Genomic DNA, 11,129 nt, shown 5'->3' with positions numbered 1-11,129 from the left:
GAAGGAGCGGACGATGTCGAAGACGTGGCTCATCACCGGAGCGTCGCGGGGGTTCGGGCGCAAGCTCGCCGAGGCCGCGGCAGTGGCGGGTGACCGTGTCGTCGCGACGGCGCGGCGGCCGGAGCAGCTCGAAGACCTGGTGGAACGGTTCGGAGACCGGGTGCGCGCGCTCGCGCTGGACGTCACCGACCCGGATGCGGCCCGCCTGGCGGTCGAGCAGACCGTCAAGGCGTTCGGCTCGCTCGACGTGGTCGTGAACAACGCCGGCTACGCCAACAGCGCCCCCATCGAGGAGACGACCGAGGACGACTTCCGCGCCCAGATCGAGGCGAACCTGTTCGGCGTCGTGAACGTGACCCGCGCGGCGCTGCCGGTGTTGCGGCAACAGCGTTCCGGCACCTTCGTGCAGTTCTCGTCGGTCGGCGGCCGCGCGGGCGGCACGCCGGGCATGGGCGCCTACCAGACCGCGAAGTTCGCGGTGGAGGGCTTCTCCGAGGTGCTGGGAAGCGAGGTGGCGCCGTTCGGCGTGCGGGTCGTGATCGTCGAACCGGGCGCGTTCCGCACCGACTGGCAGGGTTCCTCGATGGTCCGCCACGAGGTCGGCCCCGACTACGAGGAGACCGTCGGCGCGATCAACCGGTTCCGCGACGAGACCGACGGCGTGCAGCCGGGCGACCCCGCCCGTGCCGCGCAGGTGATCCTCGACGTCGTCGCCTCGGACGAGCCGCCGCGCCGCCTGGTGCTGGGCGCCGCCGCCGTCGAGACGGTGCTGGCGGCGGAGGCCGGGAGGAGTGCGGAGACGCGGAAATGGGCCGAGGTCAGCGCCTCCGCGGACTTCCCCGCGGACGAACGCTGACCCCGGCCCCGGCGGCCCGGCGAATCCCCCGCCGGGCCGGGCCCCTCCCCCTGTCCGAAACCTCAGGCCGGACCCCCCGATTCCCCGTCAGGCCAAGTCCCTCCCCCTTCTGAACCTCAGGCAGCCAGTGCGATGACCGGAACCGTCTGGCCCATCGCCCGCGCGTACAACGCCTCGAAGCGCTCCAGGGTCGTCGCCAGCGCGTGGTGCGAGATGATCTCGCTGCTGGCGGCGCCCATCCTGGCCCGCATCGGCGCGTCGTGCACGAGCGTGTGCAGGCGCTGGGCCAGCTGGTTCACGTCGCCGGGCTCGAACAGCCAGCCGTTGCGGCCGGGGTGCACGAGGTGCGGCAGCGCCATGGCGTTCGCGGCGATCACCGGCTTGCCCGCGGCCATCGCCTCCATCGTCGCGAGGCTCTGCAGTTCCGCGACGCCGGGCATGACGAACAGGTCGGCGCGGGCGTAGGCGTCGAGCAGGTCGTCCTCGGACACGAAGCCGTGGAACCGGACCCGGTCGGTGATGCCCAGGTCGCGGGCCAGCAGCTCCCACTCGGCCTTGCACGTGCCGTCGCCGACGATCTCGCCGAACGCTCCGGGCACGCGGGCCAGGGCGCGCAGGAACTCGTCGACGCGCTTCTCCTCGTCCAGCCGTCCGACGAACAACGCGGTCGGCCGGTCGTTGTGAGTGACCGTGCGCTGGTATCGGGCGATGTCGATGCCGCACGAGACGGGCACCGCGCGTTCGGGGAAACCGCTCTCGTGCAACAGCTGCACGGCGCGCGGGGTCGGCGCGGTCACGACGTCGGCGCGGCCGAAGACGCGGGCCAGGTCGCGGTAGGCGAACCTGCGGGCCATGCCCTGCAGGAACTTCGGCAGGTGGGCGTGGCTGAACAGGTTCTCCGGCATGAAGTGGTTCGTGGCGAGCGTCGGAATCCCCTGGGCGACAGCGGAGTTCAGGACGAACCGGCCCACCACGAAGTGCGCCTGGACGTGCACGACGTCCGGATTCAGCGCCTTGACCAGTTCATCGGCTTCCTTCGACGCCTGCCACGGCAGGCAGAAGCGGAAGTCCGGGTAGAACGGCAGCCGGTGCGAACGAAGCCGGTGGACCGTGACGCCGGGGATCTCCGTGGCCCTGGGCGAGTCCGGGGCGATGACGTGGACGTCGTGGCCGTTCTCCGCGAGACCGACCGCCAGGCGCTGCGCGAACCGCGCGGCACCGTTGACGTCCGGCGGGAACGTGTCCGCGGCGATGACGACGCGAAGCGCGCTGGAGGTGTTCACGAGAAGCTCCGTTCGGATGTTTTCACGAGGTTGACGAGCAAGTGCGAACACGCCGCAAACAGCGGCGAGAGCGCAGGCGAACAGCGCGACACCGGTCAAAGGAGACAAATGCGCTGCTTCGCCGAGCAGGAAGGCGCCGAGGCCGACCGCGACCAGTGGGTCCACCACGGTCAGGCAGGCGACGGCGAGATGAGGAGGTCCGCCCGCGTAGGCGTGCTGGACCAGCCAGCCGCCGACGGCGAGCGAGAGGGCGATGCCGAGCACGGACGCGAGGTGCGAGAGCCCGAAACCGCCTTGCTGCACCGACTGTGAGACGGCGCGCATCAGCACGGACACGTACCCGTACGCGACGCCACCGGCCGATGCGAACGCCACAGCGCGAACGCGTGCGTTCGACGTAAGGGCTGCGATCACACCCGGCACCGCGATCAGGCCGAGAGCCACGAGTCCGGAGGTGAGTTCGATGTCCGGCACGACCTTGGTCGCGGTCGCACTGCCCGAGGCGAGCAACACGAACGCGCCCACGCCCACGGTCGTGAGCAGGATCGCCGGCAACTCGCGGAAACGGCGGTCCATCAACGCGGTCATGCCGATCGCGAGGACACCGATCGGCTGCACGACGGTCAACGGCGCCATGCCGAGCGCGGCCGCGTGCACTGCGGCACCGCCGACGAGCAGCGCGAACCCGGCGAGCCATCGCGGTTGCTTCAGGACGCTTGCGCGTGCACCGGTCTCGGCGATCGCATCGTGTTGCAGGCGGGCCGCCAGGGCGAAGCACACGGCACCGAACACGGCGAGCGTGATGGCGAGCATGGTCATGAGGTGCGCCTCACCTGTAGTGCCGCGATGGCGAAAAGGAGTCCATAAAGGGATGCGAACAAAACGCGTTCCGTAAGTCCGCGCGCCTCGAAACCGGCGAAGGAAACGTGACTCACCAGAAACGCGGCACTCGACACGCTCGCCGTTATTGCGACACCGAGCAGAGCCGGAAATTTGCGGGCGATGAGCACACCGGCCGCGGGCAGAGCCATGAACATGACCGCTCCCGCGTACCGGTGGACGTAGCCGGACAACGAGGTCGGTGCTCCCGTCGGATCGGTCGGGAAGATCGTCGACACGGTCAGGCCCGCCGACCAGATGCCGATCAGCCACTGCGCTGACCTGCCTACACCCCGCAGGTTGACGGCGAGCAACGCCGAAACGGCCGCGAGACTAAGAGACGTCGCCGCGAGCCAGCCCGTGCCGTTGTTCACGAACACGTAGTCGCTGATCACGTCCGTGACCGGGTTGAGCTGACCCGCCGACACGACATGCAGGTAGAAAATCGGAACCAGTGAGAACACCAGCCCCCCGACCACCAGTCCCCGTCTTTTCTCCCCCGCTTGGATCACGAGAAAAGTCTCTTGCGAACGCGGTGATCAACCAATGGGGAACTCCCCCGAGGGGACCCTGAGGTGTCCCTGAGTCACCGGGGTAGGGCTAGCCCTACCTATTTCAGCTGCGCTTCAGGAATAGGCCGAATGACCCAGGTGCGTGCGGATCGCCCGGACCGCCTAGGCTGCGTGCTCGTGAGCCCGAATCCCCAGCCTGCGGTGGAAGTGTCGGGGCTGGTCAAGAGATACGGCTCGAAGACCGCCGTCGACGGCCTCGACCTCGTTCAGCAGCCCGGCACCGTTCTCGCCCTGCTCGGGCCCAACGGCGCGGGCAAGACGACGACCGTCGAGATCTGCGAGGGCTTCCGCTCGGCCGACGACGGCTCGGTGCGCGTGCTCGGCATGGCGGCGGGTTCCGAGGCGCTGCGGCCGCGGATCGGCGTGATGCCGCAGGGCGGTGGCGGTTATCCCGGCATTCGCGCCGAGGAGATGCTGAACCTCGTGGCCGCGTGTGCGGCCAACCCGCTCGATCCGAAGTGGCTGATCGAGATCCTCGGGCTCGGCGGCGCGGCCCGCACCCCGTACAAGAGGCTGTCCGGAGGCCAGCAGCAGCGGCTGTCGCTCGCGTGCGCGTTGATCGGACGCCCTGAGCTCGTGTTCCTGGACGAACCGACCGCGGGCATGGACCCGCAGGCACGCCGTCTGGTCTGGGATCTCGTGGGGGCTCTTCGCGACGACGGCGTGGCGGTGCTGCTGACGACGCACCTCATGGACGAGGCCGAGGCGCTCGCCGACAACGTCGTGATCATCGACGAGGGCCGCGTGGTCGCGCAGGGCTCACCCGCCGAGCTGACCGCGAACCGGCCGGACGACCAGCAGCTGCGGTTCCGCGCGCGGCCCGGTCTCGACCTCACGTTGCTGTCCGCCGCACTGCCCGAGGGCCTGAAGGTGCGCGAAGCGACGAAGGGCGCCTACGTCGTCGAAGGCATGATCGACCCGCAGGTCGTGTCCACCGTGACGTCGTGGTGCGCGCAGCAGGGCGTGCTGGCCGAGGAGCTCACGGTGGCCAAGCGCAGCCTCGAAGACGTTTTCCTGGAGCTGACCGGCAGGGAGCTGCGCTCGTGACCACCTTCGCTCCCGGCACGTTCAAGCCCGCGCCCGGCCGCGGTTCGTTGCCGCGCATGCTCTTCGTGCACGCGCGCACCGAGGCGATGCTGACGTTGCGCAACGGCGAGCAGATCCTGCTGACCGTGATCATCCCACTGGCGTTGCTGGTGGCGTTGTCGTTGATGTCGGTGATCCCGATGCCCGAGCCGCGCGTGGGTTCGGCGACGGCGCGGATCTTCGCGCTGGCGATCATCTCGTCGGCGTTCACCGGGCAGGCCATCGCTCTCGGGTTCGACCGGCGTTACGGCGTGCTGAAGCGGCTCTCGGCCTCGGCGCTGCCCCGGTGGCTGCTGGTCGCCGGCCGGGTCTGCGGCGCGCTGGTCGTGGTGGCTTTGCAGATCGTGCTGCTCGGGGTCACGGCGTTGATCCTGGGCTGGCGCTTCCCGCTGGCCGGGCTGCCGTGGGTCGTGCTGCTGATCGTCCTGGGCACGCTGACGTTCGGTGCGCTGGGCGTGCTGCTGGGCGGTGCGCTGCGGGCCGAGATCGTGCTGGCGCTGGCGAACATCATCTGGTTCGTGCTGCTGATGGTCGGCGGCGTGGCGTTGTCGGTGCCGGTCGGGTTCGTGCACCTGCTGCCGTCCGCCGCACTGGCCCAGGCTTTGGAAACCTCTGTGGTGCACGGCACCGCTCCTGGTGTGGGCCCCGTCGCAGTACTCGTGGCCTGGGGTGTTGTCGCGGGCGCCTTGGCGACCCGGACGACTCGTCTTACCTGACGAGACCTACCATCAGGGGCGTGTCGAAGCTGACCGCCTTCCTCGTGTCCTGGCAGCGCGCGTTCGCGATTGCCGTCGTCATCGCGCAGGCCGGAATCGCGGTCACCGGGTCGATCGTCCGCGTGACCGGCTCGGGCCTCGGTTGCCCGACCTGGCCTCAGTGCGTCGAGGGCAGCGTCGTCCCGGTGGAACACCCCGAGGTCGCGGCCCTGCACCAGTGGGTCGAGTTCGGCAACCGCACGCTGACCGGTGTCGTCGGCGTCATCGCGGGCCTGTGCGTGCTCGCCGCGTGGTTTCACCTGCCTCGACGCAAGCGGGTTCTGGTGCTCTCGCTCGTGCAGCTCGTCGGTGTGGCCGTGCAGGCGGTCGTCGGCGGCATCACCGTGCTGACGGGCCTTGCCTGGTACACCGTGTCGATCCACTTCATGATCTCGATGGGCCTCGTGTGGATGGCCGTGCTGCTCGTGAGCTCGCTGTCCGAGGGCGACGGCCCTGCCCGGCTGAAGGTGCCGGCGCCGTTGATGAAGCTTCAGGTCGTCATGGCCGTGGTGCTGGGCGCGTTGCTGCTGGCGGGTACCTGGGTGACGGCCGCGGGCCCGCACGCCGGTGACTCGTCGACGCCACGCCTGGGCGTCGAGGTGGCGACGCTCGCGCAGATCCACGCGGACCTGCTGTTCCTGTTCCTCGGCCTGCTGATCGCGGTCGGGTTCTTCACCCGCACCCGCTCCTACTGGACGTTGGTCGGCGTCGTGCTCGCTCAGGGCGCGCTGGGCATGGTCCAGTACTGGACGGGCGTGCCCGAGGTGCTGGTGTCGATCCACGTGCTGGGCGCCGGTGCTGTTGTCGTTGCCACGGCTGCTTTGTGGACGTCGTCGCGCGAGCGCACGCACGAGGTCGAACTGCCTGCTTCCGACGATCAGGCGCTCAGCAAGGCCTGAGCTTCACCCTGGTCGTTGTGGCCGGCCCAGTTCGCCGGTGTGGCTTCGAAGTTCACGTCGGTGATCGTCTTGTCGGCGCCCGCGTCGAGCAGGATGCGGATGACCTTGAGGTGGCCGCGTTCGGCCGCGAGGTGCAGTGCCGTCACGCCCTCGCCGTGCATCGGCCCGCCGAAACCCGTGCGCTGGTTGGGATTCGCGCCCAGGTCGAGCAACGTGCGGGTGGCGTTCTCCAGCCCGCACCAGGCCGCCCACGCGAGCGCCGTGCCGCGGTAGACGTCCGCGTCGATCCTGGCGCCGCGCTTGAGCAGGTCGCCCAGGATCTCGGTGCGATCGTTGCGGGCGGCCCACGACAACGCCTCGTCGAGCACTTCCTGCGGGTCGTTCGTCGGCCACCAGCGCGGGAAACCGCTGTGGGGCCGGTAGTAGCCGCGCTTCGCTTCAGGTTCGGTGGCCAGGTCCAGGTCGCCCAGGCCTGCCGCCGTGCGCAGGTTCGCCGGGTGAACTCCGTGCCGCGCCAGGAGTTCGGCGGTGTCTTTGTTTCCCCAGAACAACGCGACCGTGAGCGGTGTGCCGCCCTCACCCCGTGCGTCCAGGTCGGTGCGGGCGCCTTTGGCGAGCAGCAGTTCGGCCAGGTTCGGCAGGTTCGCGTAGGCCGCCTGGTGCAACGCCGTCCAGCCGTGGACGTTCTGGTGGTCGATGTCCGCGCCGTCGTTGAGCAGCACCTCGACCAGGCGTTCGTCGCACTTGGCCGTCGCCAGCCCGAGCAGGTCGTTGCCGTTGGTACCGCTGGCCTTCACGAGCCACGGGTCACGCGTGATGATCGCCTTGAGCTCACCGGGGTTCTGCATCTCGATGGCCTGGTAGGCACGGGCGAACGGCCGCGGCTTGCGAATGTTGGCCTTGAGCGCCTTCCAATCCTCACACCCGTGGGCCTGGGCGAGAACGCTGTGCGCGCCCTCGTCCGTCAGCGGCACGTCGTCGAAGACCTCCAGCGCACCGGGCACGCCGTCCCACGCGGAGGCCAGCAATCCCCTGGCCCGCTCCTCGTAGTACTCGATGTCGTCGCGAAACGGGTGCCACATGGCACCACGCTACTTCGGCGAGGCGGGCCTGCGCTCCCACAAAGCGGGCAGTTCCTCTGAGAGCCAACCGTAGATGTGGTCGACGGTCCTGAGCCGCATCGACCGCTCCGGATCACCGCTGAGCAACCGCATGCCGTCCTCGGTCAGCGTCTGCACGCTGGCGATGGCGTTGAGCTTGCGCTGGATGAAGTCCGTCCAGGCCTTCTCGTTGATCCGGTACTCCGCCGCCTGCCTGCCTCGGCGGGTCCGCTTGGTCACCAGGCCGACGTTGACCAGGTACTTGAGGTTCGTGCTGATCGACCCGCTGCTCGCCTCCAGCTCCTGTGAGAGCTCCGCGGCGGTGCGCTCCACCGGCTGGCACACCAGCAGGTAGCCGAGAATGCGGCCACCGATCAGCGGGATGCCCTCCTCGGCGAAGTGGGCCGCGAACCGCTCGATCCAGGCGGACAGGCGGGTCTCGCGTCCGACGCTCATCTCAGTGATCCCTTTCGGTCGACACTGAAATCATCGTAGCGATCTTGTCAACGTCAATCGAACGCGTGCGGCTCGGCTTCTGCCCACAAGGCTTCCGCCTCGTCGAGGAACGAGTAGAAGCTGAAGCTGTCTCCGGGATGCAGGACGAACTTGGGTTCCCCCGCAGCCCGATAGGTGTAGTACTCCGCGTACACGGCAGCATTCGGTCGCGTGCTGTCCACCGCGAACACACAGGTGGACAGCGGATAGCTCGTCAGCCTCACCGAGAGATTCCCGTCGGTGAGCCGTTTCAGCTCGCCGAGCAGGCGAAGGCTGTTGCGAATTCTCTCTCTGGCCGCTTCGCCGGAACGTCCGGCATAGTTCCGCGCCGCCACCACGTCCACGACGGGCGAGACTGGATCCAGGAGTAGAAACCGCAGCACCTGTCCGTTGCGCAGACGTGCCTCAAGCTTGCCGAACTGCGAGTTCACGAAGTGATCCCTGGCGACACCGGTGATCAGCACCTCGTCAGCGGTATCAAGCCGCTCGGCGAGGTCCGTACCGAAATCCTCGCTGAACGCGGGGCGAACCGCCCGCGCCGACCGTTCCTCGGCGCTCAGCGGCCACGTGGTCCCTGACTCCCACAATCGCTCGGCCTCATCGCCGAAGTGCCGGTACCAGGGCTCGTCGTCCCGGGAGAGCGCCATGATCGGCGTGGCTTCGCCTTCCGGATGGAACTCGTAGTGCTGCACGCACACAACACCGTTCAGCTTGTCCCTGTCCAGGCAGTTGAAGCCCGCCGACGGAATGCTCTGCAGCACCCGGATCTCCAGCCGGCCGCCATGCCGCTCGCGCAACGCCAAGAGGTCGTCGAGGGTGGCCTGGATCCGTGTGACCAGTTGCCGCACACCCTGCGGATGCGACCGGTACCGGTCCGCCGTCTCCATGAGCGACTCATTGGTGGGGTCGAGGACCGCGACCCGCACCCGTCCACCGGTCTTCAGGATCGCGGGCAGGTCGGTGCGCTCGCCCTGGACGGTCCTCGTCATGGCGAGACCGATCAGCAGGATGTCCGACGAGGCCGCGCGCCGCTCGATCAGGTCCGGCGGGAACTCCGTCCGCAACACGACCGCGCCTGTCCGTGCACGAGTGATCTGCTGGGTCAGCTTCCTCGACTTGATCTGGGAGAACGCGAGGATGGCCAGCAGAGCGAGCACGGCCGAGGCGAGTTTGTCGAGACCGACCAGCCCCGTGATGCCGAGGATCGTGAAGACCAGGCCCACCAAGGCGAGGAGGTAGAGGTCGAGGTTGTCGTCGGCGACGAACGCCCGGACTCGCTTGGTCCACCCTCTGTCGCTCACGGTGGGCAGGTTACGGCTGGAGCCCCACGGCGGTCAGCAAGATCGGCCAAGATCCGTTCAGCGACGACCCCGAGTCAGATCAGCTGGGTCGAACGTCACCGACACGGTGCTGGTGATCGCCACTGTCCCTGCCGCACCGGAGGTCAACGTCGCCACCAACGAGTAGGCGCCTTCGTCCAACTCGTAGCAGTAAATGGTCGGATCGACGACACCGACCATCTCCACGCGCCAGTAGCGTTCCACGCCTGCAGCCGCGAACGCCGCAGGCTTCTCCAGCCTGTCGTTCTTCTTCGTAGACGGACTGACCACCTCGACGACCAGCGTCACGTCCCGGACATCGACCGAACCCGCGTCGATGAATTCCGACGTCACGACCACATCAGGGATGTAGCCGAGAGTTCTGTCGAGGCGGACGGCGATCGCGGTCAGCGCTTCCATGCCCTCGCGCGCGACAGCCGCGTCGAGGAGGGTCTGGAGCCGGTCAGCTACCCGCTGATGCCTCATGGCAGGCGCGGCGTTCACGACGAACCGCCCGTCGACCAGCTCGATGCGACGGCCCTCTTGGGGGTCAAGACTCTCCCAGTCGTCCAGCGTGTAGCCGTCCAGACGCCGCGCGGTGGTCATTGCCTCACCCCTTGACTGGCTCTCTGACTCTGGTCGACCCACAGTTTCAGTGTGGCACGTGCGTCCGCCATTGCCACGGCAACGACGACCCACGAGAACTGACGCTAGAAGGCAGAGGCCTTCCAACGCCAGTCGCTTGGGGCCGAACAACCAGAAAGAGCTATCGCTGCGAGAAACTCCAAGTCAGCAGACAGGCGCGAGCGGAGTCGTCTCGTCGGGCCCTGCCCGCCGGCGCCACCGGTCCAGCTTCGCGTGCTCCGTCAGCGAGATCAGCGTCTCCCGCACCGAGAGCCGGACGCGCGGGTCGCAGTTCACGACCGGCACGTCGGGCGAGATGCCCATGCCGCGAATGATGGCTTTCACGTCCGCTCGGACGGACGCGTGCACGTTGTTCAGCGCGAGCACGTACGGAATGTTGTGGTCTTCGAAGTACCGCATCGCGTCCACGGAGTCCGCGGGGCGCATCACGTCGAAGAGCACCACGGCACCCACGGCGCCGCGCACCACGTCTCCCCAGCCCGCGCGCGGGTCCTGCCACTGCGGGGCCACGAAGAGGTGCAGCGCCAGGCCGGGGTCGAGCCACACGCGCCCGAACTGGATGCGCACCAGTTCCGTCACGGCACCCGCGCGTTCTGGAGGCAGTGCGTTCATCGTCAGGAGATCGTTCTCCACGATGGACCTGATGAAAGTGCTCTTGCCCACGCCGAAGCCACCGGCGACGACAATCTTGGCCGAGGTCAGCTCCCGACCGGGCGGCCCAGGAGGGCCGAATTCGGGAAATCTAGAGCCGACGTAGTCCACTAAGCACTCTCTCCATCAACCCGAGGTCCGGCGTGTCACCGCCTGCGGAAGCGGTCTGGTGCACGTCCACCAGACCTCGTTCCGCCATGTCGCCGAGCAACACCTTCACGACTCCCAGCGGGAGCCGCATCAGTGCGGCCACTTCCGCGACGGATCGCGGGGAGTGGCACAGCTCGACAACGCGTTGGTGCTCAGCCTGCAAGATACCTGCCGAATGCCGACTCTGATCATTGGCGGAGACAAGTGTCTCGATCTCGAGGTCGATGTTGGACCGAGTGCGCCCACCCGTCCAGGCATATGCACGAACGATCGACGAGTCCTGAACCTCCTGAATGGAGGGCTCGAAGTCTTCCTGCGGTACAACGGGAGTCGCTTCCCGCGCGGGCACCGGGTCCGGCGTGCGCGCCCGCTTTCGGCCCGAGTCCAGGGAAAACCCGTTCATCAGGTCGGCGAACGTCTGCTCGGCGGCTGTTTCTGC

General features: G+C 68.2%; 12 protein-coding genes. 4 read left to right on the top strand and 8 right to left on the bottom strand.

The features are described from left to right. Nucleotides 1-13: 13 nt before the first annotated feature. The gene (locus tag SK854_RS34090) at nucleotides 14-856 is read left to right on the top strand and encodes an oxidoreductase (RefSeq protein ID WP_319979229.1); all 843 of its coding nucleotides are present in this window, start codon (nucleotides 14-16) and stop codon (nucleotides 854-856) included. Nucleotides 857-972: 116 nt separating this feature from the next. Here SK854_RS34090 and SK854_RS34085 read toward each other — a convergent pair whose 3' ends face one another. Then, complete coding sequence (locus SK854_RS34085) at nucleotides 973-2,958, bottom strand: glycosyltransferase (protein WP_319979228.1); 1,986 nt, start codon at nucleotides 2,956-2,958, stop codon at nucleotides 973-975. Beyond that, on the bottom strand, nucleotides 2,955-3,497 hold the full coding sequence (locus tag SK854_RS34080) for a DUF998 domain-containing protein (protein ID WP_319979268.1): 543 nt from the start codon (nucleotides 3,495-3,497) through the stop codon (nucleotides 2,955-2,957). The genes SK854_RS34085 and SK854_RS34080 overlap by 4 nt, the downstream gene beginning before the upstream one ends. 234 nt (nucleotides 3,498-3,731) lie before the next feature. Here SK854_RS34080 and SK854_RS34075 point away from each other — a divergent pair, with 234 nt between their 5' ends. The 3 genes from SK854_RS34075 to SK854_RS34065 are packed head-to-tail and all read left to right on the top strand — an operon-like array spanning nucleotide 3,732 to nucleotide 6,330. Continuing rightward, on the top strand, nucleotides 3,732-4,637 hold the full coding sequence (locus tag SK854_RS34075) for an ABC transporter ATP-binding protein (protein ID WP_406601869.1): 906 nt from the start codon (nucleotides 3,732-3,734) through the stop codon (nucleotides 4,635-4,637). Continuing rightward, complete coding sequence (locus SK854_RS34070; protein ID WP_406601863.1) at nucleotides 4,634-5,392, top strand: ABC transporter permease; 759 nt, start codon at nucleotides 4,634-4,636, stop codon at nucleotides 5,390-5,392. The genes SK854_RS34075 and SK854_RS34070 overlap by 4 nt, the downstream gene beginning before the upstream one ends. Before the next feature lie 20 nt (nucleotides 5,393-5,412). After that, nucleotides 5,413-6,330, top strand: coding sequence for a COX15/CtaA family protein (locus SK854_RS34065; RefSeq protein ID WP_319979226.1), 918 nt, complete (start codon nucleotides 5,413-5,415; stop codon nucleotides 6,328-6,330). On the opposite strand, the gene SK854_RS34060 is transcribed toward SK854_RS34065, so the two are convergent. The 6 genes from SK854_RS34060 to SK854_RS34035 all read right to left on the bottom strand — a co-directional run bounded on the left by SK854_RS34060 (nucleotide 6,309) and on the right by SK854_RS34035 (nucleotide 11,093). Next, on the bottom strand, nucleotides 6,309-7,412 hold the full coding sequence (locus SK854_RS34060) for an ankyrin repeat domain-containing protein (RefSeq protein WP_319979225.1): 1,104 nt from the start codon (nucleotides 7,410-7,412) through the stop codon (nucleotides 6,309-6,311). The genes SK854_RS34065 and SK854_RS34060 overlap by 22 nt on opposite strands. 9 nt (nucleotides 7,413-7,421) lie before the next feature. Then, entirely contained in the window at nucleotides 7,422-7,886 is a 465-nt protein-coding gene (locus tag SK854_RS34055; RefSeq protein WP_319979224.1) for a GbsR/MarR family transcriptional regulator, read from the bottom strand. Nucleotides 7,887-7,939: 53 nt separating this feature from the next. Continuing rightward, nucleotides 7,940-9,226, bottom strand: coding sequence for a DUF5919 domain-containing protein (locus SK854_RS34050; RefSeq protein ID WP_319979223.1), 1,287 nt, complete (start codon nucleotides 9,224-9,226; stop codon nucleotides 7,940-7,942). A gap of 57 nt (nucleotides 9,227-9,283) precedes the next feature. Next, entirely contained in the window at nucleotides 9,284-9,850 is a 567-nt protein-coding gene (locus SK854_RS34045; protein ID WP_319979222.1) for a Uma2 family endonuclease, read from the bottom strand. A 183-nt stretch (nucleotides 9,851-10,033) separates the two neighbouring features. Continuing rightward, nucleotides 10,034-10,552, bottom strand: a complete 519-nt coding sequence (locus SK854_RS34040; RefSeq protein ID WP_319979221.1) for an ATP-binding protein — start codon at nucleotides 10,550-10,552, stop codon at nucleotides 10,034-10,036. 79 nt (nucleotides 10,553-10,631) lie between these two features. Continuing rightward, nucleotides 10,632-11,093 (bottom strand): DUF742 domain-containing protein, encoded by a 462-nt coding sequence (locus SK854_RS34035; RefSeq protein ID WP_319979266.1) that lies wholly within the window; start codon nucleotides 11,091-11,093, stop codon nucleotides 10,632-10,634. Nucleotides 11,094-11,129 lie beyond the last annotated feature (36 nt).

The organism is Lentzea sokolovensis, from assembly GCF_033949975.1.
Lineage (GTDB): Bacteria > Actinomycetota > Actinomycetes > Mycobacteriales > Pseudonocardiaceae > Lentzea > Lentzea sokolovensis.
This window is presented reverse-complemented; position numbering and strand designations above follow the sequence as displayed.

Coding starts and splice junctions, on each gene's coding strand:
- SK854_RS34090 (WP_319979229.1), top strand. CDS start 14: ATGTCGAAGACGTGGCTCATCACCGGAGCGTCGCGGGGGTTCGGGCGC.
- SK854_RS34085 (WP_319979228.1), bottom strand. CDS start 2,958: ATGACCATGCTCGCCATCACGCTCGCCGTGTTCGGTGCCGTGTGCTTC.
- SK854_RS34060 (WP_319979225.1), bottom strand. CDS start 7,412: ATGTGGCACCCGTTTCGCGACGACATCGAGTACTACGAGGAGCGGGCC.
- SK854_RS34055 (WP_319979224.1), bottom strand. CDS start 7,886: ATGAGCGTCGGACGCGAGACCCGCCTGTCCGCCTGGATCGAGCGGTTC.
- SK854_RS34045 (WP_319979222.1), bottom strand. CDS start 9,850: ATGACCACCGCGCGGCGTCTGGACGGCTACACGCTGGACGACTGGGAG.
- SK854_RS34035 (WP_319979266.1), bottom strand. CDS start 11,093: ATGAACGGGTTTTCCCTGGACTCGGGCCGAAAGCGGGCGCGCACGCCG.